This is a genomic window from Pseudomonas sp. NFPP07, from assembly GCF_900115645.1.
Classification (GTDB): Bacteria; Pseudomonadota; Gammaproteobacteria; order Pseudomonadales; family Pseudomonadaceae; genus Aquipseudomonas; species Aquipseudomonas chlororaphis.
In genome coordinates this window covers 112,236-132,589 of sequence record NZ_FOXG01000003.1, presented here as the reverse complement: position 1 = coordinate 132,589, position 20,354 = coordinate 112,236, and the positions used below count along the sequence as shown (strand labels likewise).

Below are 20,354 nucleotides of genomic sequence, written 5' to 3'. Positions count from 1 at the left end.
GACTCAATCTCGTCCTTAAACCGGCATCTGCATGATGTCTTGGTACGCCTGAACCAGCTTGTTGCGCACCTGGGTCAACGCCTGGAAGGACACACTGGCCTTCTGCGAGGAGATCATCACGTCGGTCAGGTCGACACCGCTCTTGCCGATCTCGAAGGCACTGGCCAGCTGGCTGGACGCCTGCTGAGTGTCGTTGACCTTGTTCACCGCCTGCCCAAGCATGTCGGAAAAACTGCTGCCGCTCACCTGCGGCACCGCGGCCGATTTTGGCTGGGCCATGGCGTCCATTTGCATGGCTCGCATGTCCAACATCAACCGATTAAATTCAATACCTTGGCTCATGGTCTACTCTCTCCGACGACCCGCAATTTTTTGACACTCACGCAGCGGTTAGTGAGGTGTTAGCAACAAGGGTGCCAGCTCCGCGGCGACACCGAACAAAAGCCTGCATGGCTGCAGTCTTAAACGACTCATGTTGCAAACAGATACGCCTCGACATCCATTCCGGCATCGCGCATTTGCGCCAACTTGTAGCGCAAGGTTCGCGGGCTGATACCCAGGCGCTCGGCCGCCTCCTTGCGTCGGCCGCGCTCGGTGCGCAAGGTGTCGATGATCATCTGGAACTCCCGACGCCGCAGATCGTCGCCCAAGGCCCCCGCCGACTCGGCTGGCGGCACCTCGGCCTCCACCGGCGCACTGCGCACCGTCGTCACCGCGGCGGGTGCCATGGCCGGCAGCGGCGCACAAGCCAGCGGTCCGCCCAGGCAGAAATCTTCCGGCTGGATCAGGCCGCCCTGCTGCAGGATCAGTGCGCGCTGGATGGCGTTGTCCAGTTCGCGCACGTTGCCCGGCCATGGATAGCCGAGCAGGCACGCCTGCGCTTCGGCTGACAGCCGCGCGGCAGCGTGTTTCATTTTATTGACGTGCTTGGCCAGCAGGCGCTCGGCCAGCGGCAGGATATCGGCGGTACGCTCGCGCAGCGGGCGCCACGCCAGCGGGAATACCGACAGCCGATAGTAAAGGTCTTCCCGGAACCGCCCCGCGGCCACTTCGCCGGCCAGGTCGCGGTTGGTGGTCGCCACCACCCGGATATCCAGGGCGATGGGCTTGCGCGCCCCGACCCGCTCGACTTCGCGCTCCTGCAGCACCCGCAGCAGCTTGGCCTGCAGGGCCAGGGGCATTTCGGAAATCTCGTCCAGCAGCAGGGTGCCGCCATCGGCCTGTTCGAACTTGCCGGGCTGGGCGGCGATGGCGCCGGTAAAGGCACCCTTCTCGTGACCGAACAGCGTGGCTTCGAGCATGTTGTCCGGAATCGCCGCGCAGTTGATGGCGATAAAGGGCTGGCTGGAGCGATGGGACTGCTGGTGAATGTAACGCGCCAACACCTCTTTGCCGGTGCCGGACTCGCCCGAGATCAACACGGTGGAATCGCTGCGAGCGACCCGCGCCGCCAGTTCGAGCAGTTGAGCGCTGGCCGGCTCGAATGCCACCGGCCCTTCGCCCTCGGCAGCCCCAAGGCAACCCAGGGCATGTCGCGCCACCAGGTCCAGCAGAGCCTTGGGCTCGAAGGGCTTGACCAGGTAGTCGGCGGCGCCTTGACGCATGGCCTCGACCGCACGCTCGACCGCGCCATGGGCGGTCATCAGCAATACCGGCAATTGCGGCTGGCGCGCACGCAGCAGGCCCAGCAACTGATGACCGTCCATGCCCGGCATGTTGACGTCGCTGACCACCAGGCTGAACGACTCGCCAGACACCGCCTCCAGCGCTTCCTCCGCGCTGCCGACCGCCTTGTAGTCATGACCGGCCAACAGCAGCGTATCCGCCAGGGCTTCGCGCAGGGCGCGATCGTCTTCAACCAGTAGAACCTTGATTGCCATTACCTTCACTCCACTCCTTGAGCGCCGCAGAACAGTGGCAGAACCATCAGCGCACATGTACCGCGCCCAGGACGCGAGCGCAGCAGCAATTCTCCCTGGTGGGCACGCGCCACCGCCTTGACGACTGTCAGCCCCAGGCCGGTTCCCGTGGTCTTGGTGGTGAAAAACGGCTCACCCAAACGCGCCAGTACCGCGGCGTCGATACCGCTGCCGCTATCGCTGACGCATAACCGCAAGCTGTTGCCACGGGTATAAAGGTGGACTTTCAGACGCACCTGGCCGGCACTGGCCTGGATGGCGTTCTCGATCAGGTTGAGCACCGCCCCCACCAGCGTGTCGCGGCTGCACAACAACTCGCCGGTATGGCTGTCGCACTGCCAGCGCACGGGCACGTCCTGCACATGGGTCAGGGCAGCCGCCTGCAGCGACTGCAACAACGCCTTGGGCGTCACGCGATCGGTCAGCGGCAACTCGCCCCGGGCAAACACCAGCATGTCGCGGACCTGATGCTCCAGCTCATGCAACCGCTCCTTCAGCCGCCCGGCAAAGCGCTGCTGGGTGGCGACAGGTAGTTCCTGCTCAGTCAGGTGACTGGCATACAGCAGCGCGGCGGACAATGGCGTACGAATCTGATGCGCCAGGGACGCCACCATGCGCCCCAGGGACGACAGGCGCTCATGGCGGGCCAGTTGATCTTGCAGGTGACGGGTTTCAGTCAGGTCGTTGAGCAGCACCAATTGGCCCGGCTCGGCATCCAGCGAACGGGTGGAGATCGACAGCCGCCGCCCATCCTTCAGCGAAATCTCATGGCCGTCGTCTTCCCGTGGCGCGAAACAACGGGCGATGACATGCCGCCAGAGCTCGCCCTCGAGAGGCAGGCCCAGCAGGTCGCAGGCGGCAGGGTTGGCTTCGCGGACAATCCCCTGGGCGTCGATGACGATGACGCCGCCAGGCAACAGATCGAGGAGGTTTTGCAGACGGTTGGCCAGACGCTCTTTTTCCGCCAGCTCCTGCATGCGCTGGGCGCTGACCACGGCCAGTTCGCCCTTGAGCTCGGTCACCCGAGCCTCAAGCAGGCTGTAGGAGTCGGTAAGCTGGCTCGACATCTGGTTGAACAAGGCGAACGCCTGCTCAAGGCCAAGCCGGCTTGCCTGCTCTACGGACGACGTTTGCCCCTGGCTTTCAGGAACAGGAGACATCTGGGCGGCTTGGGGCATCGTGCTCTCTCGCGTGGCTGACCGTCAGTTAAACGGAACGTTGAGAGAGACTTAGCAATACCCGTGCCGGAAAAAAACTGCCCGGTTTTCAACAGGTTAAAAAACAGGCGTCAATCATCCGCCTGTTCATCACCCTCGCGACGGCTCATGCCGTACTTGCGCATTTTTTCCACCAGCGTGGTGCGGCGGATACGCAGACGCTCCGCAGCCCGCGCGACAATGCCATTGGCGTCGTCGAGCGCCTGCTGGATCAGGCCCTGCTCCAGACCACCGAGGTAGTCCTTCAGGTCCAGGCCTTCCGGCGGCAGCATGGCGGTGGCGGCGAAGTCCGGCGTATGGCCATTGATCGCCACTCGCTCTTCCAAATCACTGCGCAGGCTGTCCACCAACTGCTCGTCTTCGTCATCGACATAGCGGAATTTCTTCGGCAACTCGACCACACCGATCACACCGTAGGGATGCATGATCGCCATGCGCTCCACCAGGTTGGCCAGCTCGCGGACGTTGCCCGGCCAGCCATGGCGGCAGAGCGACATGATCGCCGCGGAGTTGAAGCGGATCGAACCGCGCTTCTCATGCTCCATGCGCGAGATCAGCTCGTTCATCAGCAGCGGAATGTCTTCCACCCGCTCACGCAGCGGCGCCATCTCGATCGGGAACACGTTCAGGCGGTAGTACAGGTCTTCGCGGAAACTGCCGACCTCGATCATGCTCTCGAGGTTCTTGTGAGTCGCGGCGATGATCCGCACGTCGACGCTCTGGGTCTTGTTGCTGCCCACGCGCTCGAAGGTACGCTCCTGCAACACGCGCAACAGCTTGACCTGCATCGGCAGCGGCATATCGCCGATTTCGTCGAGGAACAGGGTGCCGCCGTTGGCCAGCTCGAAACGCCCGGCACGGCTGGTGATGGCTCCGGTGAAGGCGCCCTTCTCATGGCCGAACAGTTCGCTCTCCAGCAACTCGGCCGGAATCGCACCACAGTTGACGGGCACGAACGGCGCTTCGCGACGCTTGGAGTGATAGTGCAGGTTACGCGCCACCACTTCCTTGCCAGTCCCGGACTCGCCGAGGATCAGCACGCTGGCATCGGTATCGGCCACTTGCTGCATCATCTGCCGGACATGCTGGATCGCCCGACTGGTGCCGACCAGACTGCGAAAGAGGTTGGGTTCGCGATGGCGACCGCGCTCGCGGGCCTGATCGTACATTTCACGATAGACCTGGGCGCGGTGCAGGGAATCGAGCAACTTGCTGTAGCTGGGTGGCATTTCCAGGGTGGAAAGCACTCGGCGACGCTGGTCTTCCGGCAAGTCAATGGAAGAATTATCGCCCATTAACAAAACTGGAAGGAACTCATCCCAGGTTGAGAGTGTCTTTAACAGGCCCAAAAGTGCACCAGGAGCATTTACAGTCCCGATGAGGACACAGATTACTTCACGACTGGATGACAATGAGCCGACAGCCTGCTGCCAGTCATGGCTACCGCAGGGTAAATTTTCTTCGCCAAGAAAATTTAAAATCACCGCCAGGTCGCGGCGGCGGACGCTATCGTCATCAATCAGCAGAATTTTGGTTTCACGCCACATGCAATAGCAACTTCCCTAGTCAACTCAATGCCCGGAATCAGGGCAAGCTAGACGCTTGTAGGCATTTTGAGCCTGATAGACGTCTGAAATCTGAAAACAGCCACTAGTTAAGTCAAAAAAGCGTGCACAGTCAAATTTATGGCGCACTGGATTCGGATTAACTTAGGGGTTAATTAACCGAACAGATGGTAAACCTTTGCCGCGTTCTGTGCTTGATGGATCTGCGACATCTCGTCGACTATCGCCTGACGCTCCCCTGTCGTCACTTCAAGAAGCTGCCGATAAACCCCCAACAACTCCTGCAAGTTCTCGCGCAACGCGGCTTCATCTTCCGGAGCTTCACTCAAGATGTCTTCCATGCAGGAACGGCAGGCCAGATCCAACTGACCGATCGCTTCCCAGTTACGCTCGGCCAGGGCGGCGACCAGTGCTTCACGGGTTTCTTCGATGCGCTGCAATACAAGACTCATGGTGATCTCCTTAGAACTGCGGACCCGGCGCAGCGATGGCGTCCCAGCCTTCCTTGACGGTGCGCAGCAGATCGGCGACCTCGTCGAGAATCTTTGGATCGGTCTTGATGTTCGCCTCGGTGAGGCGCGTCATCATGTAGGTGTACAAGCCATCCAGATCGCCCAGGGTGTCGGGTGAATTTTCCAGATCGAGCCCTTCACGCAAGCCGCCGATAATGCCGATGGCCTTGCTGATGAACACACCCTTGTTGGGAATATCCTTGCGTTCCATCGCCCCCTTGGCCTGGGCGATACGATCCAGGCCGCCTTCCATCAGCATCTGCACCAGACGATGGGGGCTGGCCTCGGAAGTCTGCGCCTGGGCACCAATCTTCTGGTATTGCCGAAGGGCTAACATCGGATTCATGTTCTACCTCATCAAAACTCAAGGGTTCGTATAACCAGCGTATCGACCTGGCGTCAAAAAACTTTAGATCAAAAGCCAAAAGCCCGGAACGCTACAAACGTTGCCGGGCTTTTGGCGCCTGGTATCAATCAGCCTTTCTGTTGCGCAGTCAACGCCTCGAACATCGAGGTAATGTTGCTGGCGGTGGCTTTCAACTTGCCCACCAGGGTGTCCATGTCGTTGTACTTCTTGGTCAGTACTGCCGTCAGGGTTTCGATACGGCGGTCCAGGGCCTCCTGATCCAAGGTCAGCTTGGCCTTGGTCTTGTTCAGCTCAGTCGTACGCTGATCGAGAACACCGCCGGTCTGGGCAAAAGGCTTGATGGCATTGTCCATGCGCTCCAACAGGCCCTTTTCGCCGGTGAACAGGGCCTGCACCTCGCCACCGAGCTTTTTGTCGTTCATCGCCGCGGTGAACTTGGTGGTGTCGAAGTCCAGGGCACCGGTCTTCTGGTTGGTGGTAATCCCCAACTGCGCCAAGACGGTCAGCTTGTCGCCAGATCCCACTTCAGACAGCGGCGCACGCATGGCCGCCAGGATCGAGCGCGGCAACGAGTCACCCGTCAACTGGGCCGGAATGGTCGGCTTGCCATCATCATCCAGAGACGGCTTGGTCAGCGCGCTAACACTGTTGGCCACCGCATTGTAGGCGTCAACGAACTTCTGGATCGAAGCCTTCAAACCATCGGTGTTGGCCGCGACGGTAATGGTCGAGGTGCCCTTGGCGACCAGGTTGAAGGTCATCCCGGAAACCGCCTTGTCCACCGAGTTGCTCTTGCTGGTCAGCGCCATGCCATCGACGGTGAACTTGGCATCCACCGCCAGCGCACCAATGGAACCAGCAGAAGTGGCGGTCATTGGCGAGCCGGAAGCGCCAACGACATTGCTGCCATCGATTTCCAGACCGGCAATACCGCTAAGAGAAATATCGGAGCCCGCACCGGTCGTGGTCGAACCCACCACCAGACGCGATCCAAAGGAGTCGGTCACGATGTTCGCGCTGATACCCGCGCCCTTGAGCGATGCGTCGGCGTTGATCGAGTCACGCACCGACTGCAAGGTAGCACCGGCTTTTATATCGAGGTTGTAGTCAGTGCCATTTTGACTGATTTTCAAGGTACCAGTCGGAATAGCACTTGTAGTACCGCCAGCAAAGGCAGCACTGGTGACTTTCGAGGAAGTCGCAAGATTCTGCACATCGACAACATAGCTGCCATTGACCGCAGCATTGCCAGCGACCGCCGTTACATACTTGCTTTCGGAAGTAGTGGCGGCATAGCCGGGAAATTGCGGATTGGTCTTGCTACTGAGCTCGGTAATGGTGGTCCGAAAGGTCGACAACAAGGACTTCAAGGTGCCGATGCCGGAGATGCTTGCGGTGTTGTTCGCAGTTCCCCGGTCGATCTGACCTTGCTTGGGTGCTTTATCAGCATTCACCAAGGCTTTGACGATAGCACCGGTATCGAGGCCGGAGCCTAGACCGGTACCCGGTAGAATTGGACTTGCCATGGAGATCTCCCTTCAGTGTGTCGCCGGTCTTTTGACCATTACAACGCCCAAAAGAACATAGCAACAAATTTCATGCCAGCTGTCAGACTTTAGCGCTGAACAACAGGCTGCTCGCATCATTCAAACTATTGGCCAACTTCAGGACTTCTTCGTTGGGGATCTGACGGATCACCTCACCGGAGTCACTGGCAATGACCTTGACGACGACCTTGCCAGAAGGCTCGTCGATCGAGAATTCCAGGTTACGCTTGACCGATTGCACAAACTTTTCAATTTCCTGAATGGCCATTTTCAGTTTGTCCCGCTCGGTTTGCCCGCCCTTACTCTCTTCCTTGACAGTCGGCAGCGCCACAACGTCTGCTTGAGGCTTCTCCACTGGCTTGTCAGCAACAGGTGTTGCCGGCTTGGCCGCTGGATAAGACAAGTTCAGCTTCACGCTCATATCCATGTCCATCACCTCTTAAAGTAAAAAGCGAGAGAGCACGACCAGCGCACTCCCCCGCCAAAGCTTAGCCAGCTATTACTGAAGCAGTTTCAGTACAGCGGACGGCAGTTGGTTGGCCTGGGCCAGAACTGCGGTGGAAGCTTGTTGCAGAGTTTGCTGCTTGGTCATCTGCGCAGTTTCAGCAGCGAAGTCGGTATCTTGTACGCGACCCAGTGCAGCACTGGCGTTTTCGTTGATGTTCTGCAGGTTGGAGATGGTGCTGGTCAGACGGTTTTGTGCAGCACCCAGGTCAGCACGGCTGGCGTTGATGGTCGACAGAGCCTTGTCGATTGCATCGATCGAAGCCTTGGAGCTGGCTTCAGCGGTGGCGCTGCTGTTACCGGTAATGGCGATGGCGCCGGAGTTGACAGCCAGGGTAGTAGCGTCGAAGCCGGTGGCCAGAGCGATGGTGATCTGGTTGGTAGCACCAGTGTTGGAACCGACCTGGAAGGTCATGGTGCCAGCGGAACCGTCGATCAGGTTCTTGCCGTTCAGGTTGGTCGACTGGGCGATACGAGTCAGCTCGTCCGACATCGAAGCGAATTCTTTGTTCAGTGCAACACGGTCAGCGGTGCCGTTCGAGTCGTTTCGTGCTTGAACAGCCAGTTCACGCATACGTTGCAGGATGTTGGTGGATTCCTGCAGAGCGCCTTCAGCGGTCTGAGCGATGGAGATACCGTCGTTGGCGTTTTTGATCGCCATGGTCTGACCGCGGATCTGCGAAGTCATACGGGTAGCGATTTGCAGGCCGGCGGCGTCGTCTTTTGCACTGTTGATTTTCAGGCCGGAAGACAGGCGAGTCATCGAAGTCGACAGAGCGTCGGAAGCGCGGTTCAGGTTCTTCTGAACGTTCAACGATGTGACGTTAGTGTTTACTGTTAAAGCCATGACGAATTCCTCGTTGGTTGGGTACTGCGGCTTCCGGCCCTGGCAACCGCCGGGTATGGCCTAGAGAACCTTCGTAATAGTTATCGTCGGCAATGCAAGTTGCTTTAGGGGATTTTCAAAAAAATTTGCCATCAGCGTGCCACCCCTCGTAAATCAAGGGCTCGGCGTTTTCCAACCGTGGAAAAATGGCGCCAGGAAAATGCCGGAAAAGATCCGGGCGCGGAGATCGCCCGGGCAGGCAGGGAATGTTTCAGCCAGCAGAGAGGGAACGCAGCACTTCAACGCATTCGTATTGCAGGTAGTCGGCCAGGGCCAGCCAGTTTTGCCCTTGCTGACATTCGAACATCAGGCCAAGCAACGTCTCCCAGTCCTGGCGCTGCTCTGGCGGCGCGGTATCGATCAGCGGCTGGATCGCCCCCATCAACTGGACCATGGTCACGGCCGTCTCGACATCGTGCCCCAGGCGAAAGTCCTCGGCGCATTGCTGCAAGCGGGCGATCAGCCCCTCGATCGCGCTCATTGGCTGAACTCCGGATGGTAGGTCGTCCCGGCAATCATCGCCCCGTCCCGACTGCTGTTATAGAAGCGCACCCGCGGATGACCGGCGATAAAACGCTCCAGCTCGCACAGGTAACTGCGGAAATTGAGTTGGGTCCTGACCCGCTGGCCATGCCCGTCCAGTACCCAGTGCCGGGCCGCGCCCAGCTGCGGCCCCAGCTCACCGTCGAGCCAGCCGGCATGCGTCTTGTTCATCGGGAAGGCAAAGTCGGCACCGAACAAGGTAACCTGCTCGGCGCCCATTTTTACCGCCAGGTCCACCGCGGGATGGATCACGCTGCCGCCGACATACAACTGCGCCTTGGGCAATTGCCCGCGCATCCGCGTGTAAATCGGGCTGGCGGAATACCCCACGTAACGCGGTCCCTGCCAGAGCGTCAGAATCTGCGGATCGACCATCGGCAGATAGACCAGGGTGATGGCTGCCGATTTTTCTGGTGGCAGGTGCAGGCTGGAAATCCGGTGATCGATGCTGACCACGATATCCGGCTCGATCCCCTGTTTGAGCAACGGCCGGTAGGCGGTATCGACACAGATAAACAGAGGCCGCCGGGCCTGGGCGCGAATCTCGCGCAAGCGTTCGAAATGCCGCTCCAGGCTCGGCCCGGTGGCAATCACAAAAATCTCGCGCCCCGGCTGGCTACCGAACAGCTGCGCCACGTCACTGTCGCTGGCCACCAGCTCGGCACTCGCTTGCAGGCGTTGGGCGACCTCCGGGGAATCGGCCACGAAGTCGCGGTTATTGAAGGCCAGGTGCACCTCACTGACCAGGCGATCGCGGATCTTGGCGTTGTAGTCATCCGCCAGCACCAACTCGGAGGGCAAGGCGAAGAACGGCAACTGGATCTCCGTCAGATCGCCGGCATAACTCAGTTCCACTCGAGGATCGTTCAACCAGGCCTGCTGATCGAGCAATTGCAGCACCAGCGCAAACACCGCGCCGTTCAGGATGTGCACCTGCAAGCGTTGCAGTGCCGGGTTCTCCAGCAGTATCTGCTGCAAGTCGCCCAAGCCGGTACCGTACAGATGGATCACCGGGCTGTCGGCCGGCAGGCTCGCCGCCTGGGTTCGTGCTTCCGCCGTGCGATCGTGGCGACTGGTCAGCTGAATGCCGGAAATACTCAAGGTCGAACCCAGGCCTTCGACCAGATCCGCCTGCAACGCAGCACTGTCCTCCGCCAGCAACCGCTCGAGCAGTCGCGGCCAGCGAGCCTGTATTGCCTGGGCATTGCCCTCGAAGCTTTCGCTCATGCTGTCTCGCCTATCTTCATGCAAAAAAAATAGCGCTCAGGGTACACCCTGGGCGCTATTTTTGGATGCCGCGGGATCAACTCATGGGCGATAGATAATCGCCGAGCCCCAGGACAGCCCTACACCGAAGCCACTCAGGGCCACACGTTGCCACTTCGACTCGAGCACGTGCTTTTCCAGCAGCAGCGGAATGCTCGACGATACGGTGTTACCGGTCTCGACCATGTCCTTGATGAACTTCTCCGGCTCGCCTTCGAAACGGCGCGCCACGGCATCGACGATCGCCGCACTGCCCTGGTGGATACAGAACGCATCGATCTGCTCCGCCTTCAGGCCGGACTCATCCAGCAGCTCATTCAAATGCGCCGGGACTTTCAGCAGGGCAAAGTTGAACACCTGGCGGCCATTCATGAAAAACACGCCATCGGTGACTTTCAAGTGCGGAGCGCCGGAACCGTCGGTGCCGAATTTGGCCTTGCCCAGCTGCCAGGGAGCGTCTTCGCCCATCCAGGTAGCAGTCGCCGCATCGCCGAACAGCATGGTGGTGTTGCGGTCTTGCGGGTCGACGATCTTCGAGTAAGGGTCGGCGGTGACCAGCAGGCCGTTCTTCAGGCCCGCGGCCTCCATGAAGCCCTTGAGTGCGTAGATGCCATAGACATAACCGGAGCAGCCCAGGGAAATATCGAAGGCCGCGACGTGGGTCGGCAGGCCCAGCTTGTCCTGGACAATGGCGGCGGTGTGCGGCAAGCCTTCTTCGTCGCCGTTCTGGGTGACTACGATCAGCGCGTCGATCGACTCGCGCGACAGTTGCGGGTTGTTGGCGAACAGCGCATTGACTGCTTCGACACACAGGTCCGAGGTTTCCTGCGTGGCGTCTTTGCGCGGCAGGAAGGCCGAACCGATCTTGCCCAGGATGAACTCTTCATCCTTTTCGAATTTTGCACCTTGTGCGTAATTGTCTACGCCGGCTACAGGCACGTAGCTCGCAATGCTCTTTATGCCAATCATTACGGCTTCCCAATAATAAACAGCTGAATACCCCGACCACCGGACCGGGGCTGCCGACAAACAGACATCCTGGCGCCCCTGACAGGCGACAGCGGGAAGAATAAAAGGCTATCACTGCGCCGTTTACCGGCCAGGCGCCATCTCCCCGGTCAATACAATACAGTGAAGATGCGCGTTATGACTCGCAGGTCACGCTATTTTGCCGAATCAGCCATACAAACGACTATTCGACAAATGCCCAATCCAGTGCGGTACCGCGCTTGAGGGCCTGGCGCGCGCAACGCCCGAGGACCGCGTCGATGTGCTTGGGGGCCAGCCCCAGGCCCGGACGAATGGCCCTGACGTTATCGCTGCTGAACACCTCCCCCGCCGCCATATCGCGGGTGACATAGAGGGAACGGCGGTACAACACCGACTGCCGCTCGGCCTCGGTCGCGCCGTAACGCACCTGGCCCAGGGCCTGCCAGGCACGCTCGGTTTCCACCACCAGGCTGTGCAGCTCCGCCGGTTCCAGGGAAAAACTCGCATCCACCCCGCCGGCGGCGCGGTCGAGGGTGAAGTGTTTCTCCACCACAGTGGCGCCCAGCGCCACGGCGGCCACGGAAACCCCGACGCCCATGGAGTGGTCGGACAAACCGACCTCGCAGCCGAACAGCGCGCGCAGATGGGGAATGGTCAGGATGTTGCTGTTTTCCGGCGAAGCCGGGTAGGTGCTGGTGCATTTGAGCAGCACCAGATCCTTGCAGCCGGCCTCCCGGGCGGCGCGCACGCTTTCGTCCAGCTCGGCGATGCTGGCCATGCCGGTGGAAATGATCAGCGGCTTGCCGGTGGCCGCGACCCGACGGATCAGCGGCAGGTCGGTGTTTTCGAAACTGGCGATCTTGTAGGCCGGCACGTCGAGGCTTTCGAGAAAGTCCACGGCGCTCTCATCGAACGGCGTGGAGAACGCCAGCATCCCCAGTTCCCTGGCGCGGGCGAAGATCGGCGCGTGCCACTGCCAGGGGGTGTGGGCCTTTTCATACAGGGCATACAGCGAAGAGCCGGCCCAGAGACTGGCCGGATCCTTGATGAAGAACTCGCCATGCTCCAGGTCCAGGGTCATGGTGTCGGCGGTATAGGTCTGCAACTTCAGGGCATGGGCGCCGGCCTTGGCCGCGGCCTCGACGATCTGCAGGGCAACGTCCAGCGACTGGTTATGGTTGCCGCTCATCTCGGCAATGATGAACGGCGGCGAGCCGGCGCCGATCGAGCGCGAGCCGATCTTGAAACTAGTCATTGGGGTTTTCCTTCGATTCACGCGTAAATTCATCAGTGCCCAGATCATCTCCGGCACGGCGCAATGGATTGCCGGTCATCTCGAACAGGGCCGCCGCCACCCGCAATGCACCCTGCCCGTCCACCAGCTGCCGGGAGCGCTGCGCCAGGCTCTGGCGCAACGGGTAATCGCCAACGAGCGCCGCGACCGCCTGGCGGATCTGCTCGACACTCACCTGCTCGCTGGGCCCCAGGTAGACATACATGCCCGCCTCGGCCAGCAGCCGGGCATTGGCCTCTTGATTGCCGGCCACGCTGATGCACAGGGTCGGCAGGCCCAGGGCAGCGCGCTCCCAACTGGTGCCGCCGCCGGCGCCGATAAACAGGTCCGCCTCGGCCATCAAGCGGGAAAAATCGCTGACATAGGCGTGCAAACGCCAATGCCCGCGACCGGCCGCCAGTTCCTGCATCTGCGCCCAGGCCGGGTTGCCGGCCCCGGCGACAAAGTCCACCTGCAGGTCGTCCAACGCACTCAAGGCCAGCATCGCCTTGTGGGTCTGGCTGGCCGCATCGAAGCCGCCGAAATTCACCAGCACCCGACTCGCTCGCTCGCGAATGGCGATCGGCGGACAACGGAACTCCTCGCGCAGCAAGGCGAAGTGCGGCCCCAGCAGCGTCCGGCACTCGGCGTCGATCAGGCCGGCATAGGCCTGGGGCGTGCCGCTGAAGTTCTGGTCGAGCAACAGGTCGACCTCGTGCCGTCGGTTGGCCAGGTCATCGATGGCGGCAATCCGTGGCGCCCATTGCCGCGCCGCCTGCTGCCACTGCCGGTCGAGGCCGTAGTGATCGACCAGCACCCAATCGAATCGCGGCTGATCCTGCAACGCTGCCCGCAAGGCGGCGATATCCGCCTGCCAGGGCAGCGGCGCCTCGATGTCCTGCGCGCATTCACCCGGATAACTCGCCGGCAGGGCGAACGTCTGGAAACCCAGTCCGGCCAGGCGATCCAATGGCTGTCCGGGCAAGCTTCGGCAAGCGAAAGCCACTGTGGCGCCCTGCTCGCGTAAGACCCTAGCCAGGGTCAGGCAGCGGGCGATATGGCCGCTACCAATGGTCGGCGAGGCGTCGGCCCGGATCAGCACTCTCACTCCAGCTCTCCACCGGCTTTCAGCGCCGCGTACAGATACTCCGCGCGTAGCCAGTCCTCCTCGGTGTCGATGTCCTGGACCAGATGGCGCGGCAGGATTACCGGCAGGCTGAGCGGGGAAAACACCAGGTCGCCGCGCAACCAGGCCTCGCTGCGCCCCCAATAGAACTGCCCGGCGTCCTGATAGGCCGGCGGCAGGTCCTGGGAGCGTGTGTTGCGAAACTCCGGATAAAGCGAAGTCAACGCGCCCTGCTCGTCCAGGGTCAAGGCCCGCTGCACCGGAAAAGCGAAGCTGCACACGGAAAAGGCGAAGGACTTTTCAGGATGGGCCTCCAGCGCCGCCAAGCCCTGGCGCAGGTAGCGCAGTTGCAACAAGGGCGCGGTGGCGTAAATGCAGCAGGCGTAATCGAAGGTCTCGCCACGCTCTCGCAACGCATTCAAGGCATGCACGATCACCGGCCCGGTGCCGGTGAAATCGTCCGCCAGCTCGGCCGGACGCATAAATGGCACCGTGGCGCCGCTGGCCCTTGCCAGCTCGGCGATCTCCGGGTCGTCGGTACTGACCAGCACCTGATCGAACAACCCGCAGCGCAGCGCCGTGGCAATCGAGCGGGCAATCATCGGCACGCCGTCGAACGGCTTGAGGTTCTTGCGCGCTATGCGTTTGCTGCCGCCACGGGCGGGAATGATTGCGATGGCACTCAAGGCTGGGCGGGCTCCTGGATAAGCTGGCGCAATTGCTCGGCCACATACGTCTGCTGCTCATCGTCCAGCGCCGGAAACAGCGGCAGGCTGATGGCTTCGCCGTAGTAGCGCTCGGCCTCGGGGAAATCCCCCGCGGCAAATCCCAGGTCGCGGTAATACGGCTGCAGATGCACCGGGATGTAATGCAGATTGACCCCGACCCCGGCCTCGCGCAATGCCTCGAACACCTCGCGATGGGTGCGGCGGATGCGCTCGGGCTGCAGGCGCACCACGTACAGATGCCAGGCCGACTGCGCCTGCTCCTGAGCCTGCGGCAGGGTCAGCGGCAGATCGGCCAGCAGGCGGTCATAACGAGCCGCCAGTTGCCGGCGCCGGGCAATGAAAGCGTCGAGCTTGTCCAGCTGGGACAAGCCCAGGGCCGCCTGCAGATCGGTGATGCGGTAATTGAAACCCAGCTCGGTCTGCTGGTAGTACCAGGGGCCGTGGCTGGGCTCGGTCATCTGCGCCGGGTCGCGGGTCATGCCGTGGCTGCGCAAGCGGCGCAGATGGTCCGCCAGTTGCGGGCTGTTGGTCAGGACCATGCCGCCCTCGGCGCTGGTGATGATTTTCACCGGATGAAAGCTGAACACCGTCATCGCCGCGAATTCGCCACAGCCCACCGGCCGGCCGGCATAGGACGCGCCCACCGCATGGGAGGCATCCTCGATCAGCACGAAGCCATAACGTTGCGCCAGTTGCGCCATGGCGCGCATGTCGCAGCTTTGCCCGGAGAACGCCACCGCCACCACCACCTTGGGCAGTCTGCCCATGCGCTCGGCGGCCTCCAGCTTGTGCGCCAACGCCCGGGCATCCATGTTCCAGGTGTGCGGGTCGATATCGACGAAGTCCACCTCGGCGCCGCAATAACGTCCGCAGTTGGCCGAGGCGAGGAAGGTATTGGGCGTGGTCCACAGCCGGTCTCCCGGCCCCAGGCCGGCGGCCAGGCAGGCGATGTGCAAGGCCGCCGTGGCATTGCACACCGCCACGCCATGGCCGGCCTCGCAGCGAGCGGCCATGGCCTGCTCGAAGCGTTCGATGGTCGGCCCCTGGGTCAGCCAGTCGGACCGCAGCACCGCGACCACCGCATCGATGTCCGCCTGGTCGAGACTCTGGCGCCCGTAGGGAATCATGCCGGTAACCTGGCATGCAGCTCGGCGATCTGGCCCACCGAGAGAAAATGCGGATTGGTGTCGGAGCGGTATTCGAACGCCTCGCCCACCGGCCGCCCCTGTTCGCCCAGGCCGTCCACGGCAAAGTCGACGTTGACGTTGGTAAAGCGGATCGACGGCTGGATGGTGTAGTGATCGGTGAACTCCAGGGTCATGCGCGCGTCATCCAGCGGCACCATCAGCTCGTGGAGTTTTTCCCCCGGACGAATGCCCACCTGCTTGTGCGGCAGGTTTTGCGCCATGCCGCGCGCCAGGTCGACGATCCGGATCGACGGAATCTTCGGCACGAAGACCTCTCCGCCATGCATGCGCGAGAAGCTGTCGAGCACGAACTGCACCCCGTGATCCAGGGTGATCCAGAAACGGGTCATGCGCGCGTCGGTGATCGGCAACTCGCGGGCGCCTTCGGCGATCAGCTGGCTGAAAAACGGCACCACCGACCCCCGGGAGCCGGCCACGTTGCCGTAGCGCACCACGGCAAAACGGGTCGGCTGGTCGCCGGCGATATTGTTCGCCGCGACAAACAGCTTGTCCGACAGCAGCTTGGTCGCGCCGTACAGGTTGACCGGACTCGCCGCCTTGTCGGTGGACAGGGCGATGACTTTCTTCACGCCGTTGTCGATGGCCGCGGCGATGATGTTTTCCGCGCCGTTGACGTTGGTGCGGATGCACTCGGTGGGGTTGTATTCCGCCGCCGGCACCTGCTTCAAGGCCGCAGCGTGCACCACATAGTCGATCCCGCGCATGGCCTGGCGCAGACGCTCGGCGTCACGCACGTCGCCAAGGAAATAACGCATGCAGGGCGCATTGAAGGTCTGCTGCATTTCGTACTGTTTCAGTTCATCGCGGGAGAACACCACCACCCGCTTGGGCTGGTATTGCTCCAGCAGGCGCCGGATGAAATTGCGCCCGAACGAGCCGGTGCCGCCAGAGATGAAAATCGATTTGCCGTTGAACATGTCTTGAGTCCTTTTTCCTGTCAGCCAGGCTTATGCGAGCAGTTGCGCCCAGTCGACACTGGCAGGAGCGCCAGGAGTGAAGCCCTTGCCGGTGAGGCTCAGGTTCTGGTTGTAAGTTACATCGTGTTCGAAGCGCGCCTGCCATTTGTCACGCAGCGCCGCCGCGACCTGGGTATCGTCCGCCAGGATGCCCGGATGGAGGATCTGCACCTGCGGGGTCCAGACCGTCAACAGCCCGGCATCGGCCACTTTCAGGCACAGGTCGACATCAGCGAATGCCTCGGCGAAGTGTTCTTCGTCCAGGCCACCGACGGCGTTGTAGACGTCCTTGCGAATCATCAGGCAGGCGCCGGAGACCGCCGAATAGTCCTGCTCGGCGAGCAAGCCGTTCAGGTAGCCGCTGGCGCCTTTCGGCTCACCGGCGAACGCCGCCCCCAGATGCCCGTTCAACCCGAGAACCAGGCCGGCCGAGGTGGTCGCACCCTTGGCGTCGACCAGGCGCGCGCCGACAACCCCTACCTCCGGCCGCTGCGCCTGATTGAGCAGGCTCTCCATCCAGTCGGCATTGACCACTTCGCCGTCGGCCGCCAGCAGCACCAGGTATTCGCCCCGGGCCTCCTGGCTCGCCGCGTTGTACAGCGCCGAGGCGCTCAGGCGCCGCGGGCTGCGCAGCACGCGGATACGATCGCCCTTCTGCTCCAGGCTGGCGAGCCAGCTGGCCAACTCTTCGGACTGGCTATGGTTGTCGGCGATGACCACTTCGTAGCGTTGGTAGCGCGTGCGTTGCAGCACGCTGACCAGGCAACGCTGCAGCTGCTCCAGGTTGTCCTCGCTGCGCAGAATGATCGAGGCCAGCGGACGCTCGGCATGGCCGTAGTTGATCTGGTAGACCCCAGGCTGCGCCGCGCTGACCTGGGCCCGGTAGCCACGGTTGCCCAGATGGCGGGTCAACGCCTGGCTTTGTTGGGTGTTCTCCTCCACCGTCGCGGCCTGGCCGATCAACAGCGGCTCGGCCAGATGGGCCAGGCCGGCCAGCCCGCCGTCTTCGATCAGGCGCAGCAGCAGGTCGTATTCCATGGCCTGTGGAAAGGCTGTCGAATAGCCGCCGGCAGCCGCCAGCACATCCCGGCGAATCAGCCAGTGGCCGGCCATCAGGTCCGGCACGCTTTGCAGCAGGTCGAGGTTGACGCCCGGGCGGAACACATCCTTCAGCGCGCCATCGGCGCCGTAGTGGATTTCGTCCATGGCCACCGCGCGGCACCCTTGCGCGCCGAGCAGTTCCAGGCTGGCGCGCAGCAGGCCGCTGGCGGTAAAACGCTCGCCGGCACGGGCCAGGAGCAACCAGTCACGGGAGGATTGCGCCGCGACCTGGTTGATACGCTCCACATAGTTGCTGGTGCTGACCTTGACGAAATGCACGGTGTCCTGGGCGATGGTGGTCGCCGGCAGGTCGCCCGTGGTGAAGACCACCACCTGGAAAGACCGGCAATGGCCGTTGACCAGGCTGTCGAAGGTCGCCTGCAGCTTGACCATGTCCGCGTCGAGGTCGAGCAGCAGGATGCCGAAGCTCGGGCCACCGTTGTGCCGGGCCAGGTGCTCGTTGATCGCCTTGAGCTGCTGCGCCTCGGGGTTGCGCGCCTCCAGCCACTTCAGCAGGCGCCCCGAAGGCATGTTCTCCAGCAGCCCCGGGCTGTCCTGGAAAGGCAGCGACGCCAGGCACTCGGCCCAGGCCTGCAATTTGCGGGCATCGTTCTGCTCCTGAGGGTCCTGCCCCTCGCAAGCCTGCAGCGAGGCCGCCAGACGCTGGACCACCTCAAGGTTGAACAGGTTGCACGACAGCGCCTCCCACAGGCGGCTGCGCAGAGTACGCTCGGTGTCGTTGGGTTGTACCTGCATCAACTCCCGCTGCTTGAGCAGCACGCCTTCGAGCTCCTGCAGTTGCAGGCGGCCGGCCGGCATCCCATGCATGAGGAATTCGAATTCGGTCAACAGGTCGAACATCGGCTTGTTGTAGAACGGCATCTCGACGAACTGTTCCGGGCCGAACGAACGCACCGGCTCGGCCCCCGGCTCAAGCCAGGCCGAACGGAAAATCATCTTGCCGTTGAGCGAGCGCCCGCTGAGCAGGCACTCGGCCATGGCCGTGAAGCTGTCCAGGGCAATCTGCTTGGCCCGCTGTGGGTCCAGGCCGCTCAAGCCGGTGGGCAACGACGCCAGGAAGCCGGCGAACGCCTCGCGCTGGGCCACCGACTTGGCGTCGCCGTAGGTCAGCACCGTCAACACATCGGTGTTGTGCTCCGAGGCGTTGTAGTTGACTTCACGCACGGCGAACGGGATCGGCAGGATCCGCGCCTTGGCCGAGGCCAGCAGGAAGAAGGTGTGGCCGATTTCCTGCCATTCGAAACTGGTCCCCGGTGGCAGCAGGCTGTACCACTGTTGCAGCAGGTCGGTGCGGGTCACCGCGTAGAACGGCGGCAGGAAATGGCTCATGAACGCCATGACTCGCTCGCCGGCATCTGCCGAGGCGTAGTCCTCGATCACCCGGCAATCGCGCCGGTAGTAGTTCACCTCGGCGGCGCGGGCCAGGTACATCATCCCGTAGCCATGGCACAGGCCGTAGTCGGGATTGGCTTCGAGAAACTCCACCGACTCGGTCAGCGCGCCATGCAGCAGGAAGTCGTCGTCGGCGGCAAATACCATGTACGGCGTGGTCACCTGCCCGACACCGTAGGTGAGCTTGTCCTGCAGGCCCTTGTAGGTGTACTGCGGCAGATGCCGGTAGTCGACCTGGGGGAACTGCCCGGCCAGGCTTTCGTCGGCGTGCTGCGAAGAGTCCAGCACCAGGATCTTGCAGGGGTAGGTGCTGTAGTACTGCAAGGTGCGGCGCAAGAACGCCTTGCGATTGTGGGACATCACCACCAGCGTGAAACGCTCGCTCAACGGTGCGCTAGTGTTTTGAGCCTTGTCTTGAACCTGCATCAGTGTTTCCCCACAACCGGCAAAGTGCTGTTACCTGCAAACCATTGAATTCAACGAACGCGACGCAGATAGCCATCCGGCGCCACGGTGATCAGCAGCTTGTTCTGCATCTGGTAGTCGATCTCGAAGTCGCGGTTCTCTTCCAGATAGGCCCAGACCGCGGTTTTCGGGTTGTCGCCCGGGCCCCATGGGCGGTCCGGGAAGAAGTCCGCCGGCATGTCCTCGACCACGGTGTCCATCACCACGCAGTAGCTGTCCACCGACACCAGCGGCGCGTACAAACGCAGCTCCTCGAGCACGTGCTCGTGGGTGTGGTTGGAGTCGAGTACCAGAATCACTTTTTTGCCTTCGGCGGCGGCGCGCACCTTGGCGGCAATCGCCGGATCGATGCTCGAGCCTTCGATCATCTGGATGCGCTTGCTCATCGGATGGCTTTCGATGGCTTCGCGGTTATGCGCGCGGATATCCAGGTCGATGCCCAGCACTTCGCCGTGGCCCTGCAGTTCGAGCAGCGAGGCGTAGTAGATGATCGAGCCGCCGTGGGCGATGCCGCATTCGATCACCAGGTCCGGCTTGACCCGCCAGATGATCTCCTGCATGGCCATCATGTCCTGGGGCAGCTGGATGATCGGGCGGCCCATCCAGGAGAAGTGATAGCTGTACTTATGGCCGGCGGACTCGTTGAAGAAATCGCGCGCCAGGCCCTTGAGTTTCTGGTCTTCGCCCTGGGCGCGGATCTGCTCCTGACACTCGGCTTCGAAGGCTTGGATGATGCTGTTGTCGGTCATGGTCGGGTCTCAATAAACG

Annotated in this window: 18 protein-coding genes and 1 pseudogene; all 19 read right to left on the bottom strand. The window is 62.0% G+C overall.

Annotated features, from left to right (window positions below):
- Positions 1 to 15 precede the first annotated feature (15 nt).
- Positions 16 to 342 carry a flagellar hook-basal body complex protein FliE gene (gene fliE, locus BM019_RS08715; RefSeq protein ID WP_007922633.1) on the bottom strand — a complete coding sequence of 109 codons (327 nt, stop codon included), beginning with the start codon at positions 340 to 342 and terminating at the stop codon, positions 16 to 18.
- 128 nt (positions 343 to 470) lie between these two features.
- Positions 471 to 1,880 (bottom strand): sigma-54-dependent response regulator transcription factor FleR, encoded by a 1,410-nt coding sequence (fleR, locus tag BM019_RS08710; protein WP_085530155.1) that lies wholly within the window; start codon positions 1,878 to 1,880, stop codon positions 471 to 473.
- A 5-nt stretch (positions 1,881 to 1,885) separates the two neighbouring features.
- Positions 1,886 to 3,079, bottom strand: coding sequence for a sensor histidine kinase (locus BM019_RS08705; RefSeq protein ID WP_175510622.1), 1,194 nt, complete (start codon positions 3,077 to 3,079; stop codon positions 1,886 to 1,888).
- A 128-nt stretch (positions 3,080 to 3,207) separates the two neighbouring features.
- Complete coding sequence (locus tag BM019_RS08700; RefSeq protein ID WP_007922638.1) at positions 3,208 to 4,683, bottom strand: sigma-54 dependent transcriptional regulator; 1,476 nt, start codon at positions 4,681 to 4,683, stop codon at positions 3,208 to 3,210.
- A 173-nt stretch (positions 4,684 to 4,856) separates the two neighbouring features.
- Positions 4,857 to 5,153, bottom strand: coding sequence for a flagellar protein FliT (fliT, locus tag BM019_RS08695; RefSeq protein ID WP_007922640.1), 297 nt, complete (start codon positions 5,151 to 5,153; stop codon positions 4,857 to 4,859).
- A 10-nt stretch (positions 5,154 to 5,163) separates the two neighbouring features.
- The gene (fliS, locus tag BM019_RS08690; protein WP_023968307.1) at positions 5,164 to 5,559 is read right to left on the bottom strand and encodes a flagellar export chaperone FliS; all 396 of its coding nucleotides are present in this window, start codon (positions 5,557 to 5,559) and stop codon (positions 5,164 to 5,166) included.
- Positions 5,560 to 5,687: 128 nt separating this feature from the next.
- A complete protein-coding gene (gene fliD, locus BM019_RS08685) occupies positions 5,688 to 7,106 on the bottom strand; it encodes a flagellar filament capping protein FliD (protein WP_009042731.1) in 1,419 nt (472 codons plus the stop codon).
- Between the two features lie 82 nt (positions 7,107 to 7,188).
- Positions 7,189 to 7,554, bottom strand: a complete 366-nt coding sequence (locus BM019_RS08680) for a flagellar protein FlaG (protein WP_053277955.1) — start codon at positions 7,552 to 7,554, stop codon at positions 7,189 to 7,191.
- Between the two features lie 72 nt (positions 7,555 to 7,626).
- A complete protein-coding gene (locus tag BM019_RS08675; RefSeq protein WP_009042729.1) occupies positions 7,627 to 8,478 on the bottom strand; it encodes a flagellin domain-containing protein in 852 nt (283 codons plus the stop codon).
- A 250-nt stretch (positions 8,479 to 8,728) separates the two neighbouring features.
- Complete coding sequence (locus BM019_RS08670) at positions 8,729 to 8,998, bottom strand: hypothetical protein (RefSeq protein ID WP_009042728.1); 270 nt, start codon at positions 8,996 to 8,998, stop codon at positions 8,729 to 8,731.
- On the bottom strand, positions 8,995 to 10,287 hold the full coding sequence (locus BM019_RS08665) for a motility associated factor glycosyltransferase family protein (protein ID WP_009042727.1): 1,293 nt from the start codon (positions 10,285 to 10,287) through the stop codon (positions 8,995 to 8,997). Before BM019_RS08665 ends, BM019_RS08670 begins: the two co-directional genes overlap by 4 nt.
- A gap of 81 nt (positions 10,288 to 10,368) precedes the next feature.
- On the bottom strand, positions 10,369 to 11,295 hold the full coding sequence (locus BM019_RS08660) for a ketoacyl-ACP synthase III (RefSeq protein WP_009042726.1): 927 nt from the start codon (positions 11,293 to 11,295) through the stop codon (positions 10,369 to 10,371).
- A gap of 223 nt (positions 11,296 to 11,518) precedes the next feature.
- Positions 11,519 to 12,571 (bottom strand): pseudaminic acid synthase, encoded by a 1,053-nt coding sequence (gene pseI / locus BM019_RS08655; RefSeq protein ID WP_092418060.1) that lies wholly within the window; start codon positions 12,569 to 12,571, stop codon positions 11,519 to 11,521.
- An 85-nt stretch (positions 12,572 to 12,656) separates the two neighbouring features.
- Positions 12,657 to 13,697 (bottom strand): annotated as a pseudogene (gene pseG / locus BM019_RS08650) (UDP-2,4-diacetamido-2,4,6-trideoxy-beta-L-altropyranose hydrolase); the annotation flags it as partial.
- Positions 13,694 to 14,401 (bottom strand): pseudaminic acid cytidylyltransferase, encoded by a 708-nt coding sequence (pseF, locus tag BM019_RS08645; protein ID WP_092418058.1) that lies wholly within the window; start codon positions 14,399 to 14,401, stop codon positions 13,694 to 13,696. The gene pseF and the pseudogene pseG, both read right to left, overlap by 4 nt.
- A complete protein-coding gene (pseC, locus tag BM019_RS08640; protein WP_092418057.1) occupies positions 14,398 to 15,570 on the bottom strand; it encodes a UDP-4-amino-4,6-dideoxy-N-acetyl-beta-L-altrosamine transaminase in 1,173 nt (390 codons plus the stop codon). The genes pseF and pseC overlap by 4 nt, the downstream gene beginning before the upstream one ends.
- Positions 15,567 to 16,568 carry a UDP-N-acetylglucosamine 4,6-dehydratase (inverting) gene (pseB, locus tag BM019_RS08635; protein ID WP_009042721.1) on the bottom strand — a complete coding sequence of 334 codons (1,002 nt, stop codon included), beginning with the start codon at positions 16,566 to 16,568 and terminating at the stop codon, positions 15,567 to 15,569. Before pseB ends, pseC begins: the two co-directional genes overlap by 4 nt.
- 30 nt (positions 16,569 to 16,598) lie before the next feature.
- On the bottom strand, positions 16,599 to 19,547 hold the full coding sequence (locus BM019_RS08630) for a TIGR00180 family glycosyltransferase (protein ID WP_092418056.1): 2,949 nt from the start codon (positions 19,545 to 19,547) through the stop codon (positions 16,599 to 16,601).
- 50 nt (positions 19,548 to 19,597) lie between these two features.
- Complete coding sequence (locus BM019_RS08625) at positions 19,598 to 20,335, bottom strand: cephalosporin hydroxylase family protein (protein ID WP_009042719.1); 738 nt, start codon at positions 20,333 to 20,335, stop codon at positions 19,598 to 19,600.
- Between the last annotated feature and the right edge of the window lie 19 nt (positions 20,336 to 20,354).

Excerpts from the sequence above, each read along its gene's own strand:
- fliE (WP_007922633.1), bottom strand. The coding sequence starts at position 342 with ATGAGCCAAGGTATTGAATTTAATCGGTTGATGTTGGACATGCGAGCC.
- fleR (WP_085530155.1), bottom strand. The coding sequence starts at position 1,880 with ATGGCAATCAAGGTTCTACTGGTTGAAGACGATCGCGCCCTGCGCGAA.
- BM019_RS08705 (WP_175510622.1), bottom strand. The coding sequence starts at position 3,079 with ATGTCTCCTGTTCCTGAAAGCCAGGGGCAAACGTCGTCCGTAGAGCAG.
- BM019_RS08700 (WP_007922638.1), bottom strand. The coding sequence starts at position 4,683 with ATGTGGCGTGAAACCAAAATTCTGCTGATTGATGACGATAGCGTCCGC.
- fliT (WP_007922640.1), bottom strand. The coding sequence starts at position 5,153 with ATGAGTCTTGTATTGCAGCGCATCGAAGAAACCCGTGAAGCACTGGTC.
- fliS (WP_023968307.1), bottom strand. The coding sequence starts at position 5,559 with ATGAATCCGATGTTAGCCCTTCGGCAATACCAGAAGATTGGTGCCCAG.
- fliD (WP_009042731.1), bottom strand. The coding sequence starts at position 7,106 with ATGGCAAGTCCAATTCTACCGGGTACCGGTCTAGGCTCCGGCCTCGAT.
- BM019_RS08680 (WP_053277955.1), bottom strand. The coding sequence starts at position 7,554 with ATGGATATGAGCGTGAAGCTGAACTTGTCTTATCCAGCGGCCAAGCCG.
- BM019_RS08675 (WP_009042729.1), bottom strand. The coding sequence starts at position 8,478 with ATGGCTTTAACAGTAAACACTAACGTCACATCGTTGAACGTTCAGAAG.
- BM019_RS08670 (WP_009042728.1), bottom strand. The coding sequence starts at position 8,998 with ATGAGCGCGATCGAGGGGCTGATCGCCCGCTTGCAGCAATGCGCCGAG.
- BM019_RS08665 (WP_009042727.1), bottom strand. The coding sequence starts at position 10,287 with ATGAGCGAAAGCTTCGAGGGCAATGCCCAGGCAATACAGGCTCGCTGG.
- BM019_RS08660 (WP_009042726.1), bottom strand. The coding sequence starts at position 11,295 with ATGATTGGCATAAAGAGCATTGCGAGCTACGTGCCTGTAGCCGGCGTA.
- pseI (WP_092418060.1), bottom strand. The coding sequence starts at position 12,571 with ATGACTAGTTTCAAGATCGGCTCGCGCTCGATCGGCGCCGGCTCGCCG.
- pseC (WP_092418057.1), bottom strand. The coding sequence starts at position 15,570 with ATGATTCCCTACGGGCGCCAGAGTCTCGACCAGGCGGACATCGATGCG.
- pseB (WP_009042721.1), bottom strand. The coding sequence starts at position 16,568 with ATGTTCAACGGCAAATCGATTTTCATCTCTGGCGGCACCGGCTCGTTC.
- BM019_RS08630 (WP_092418056.1), bottom strand. The coding sequence starts at position 19,547 with ATGCAGGTTCAAGACAAGGCTCAAAACACTAGCGCACCGTTGAGCGAG.
- BM019_RS08625 (WP_009042719.1), bottom strand. The coding sequence starts at position 20,335 with ATGACCGACAACAGCATCATCCAAGCCTTCGAAGCCGAGTGTCAGGAG.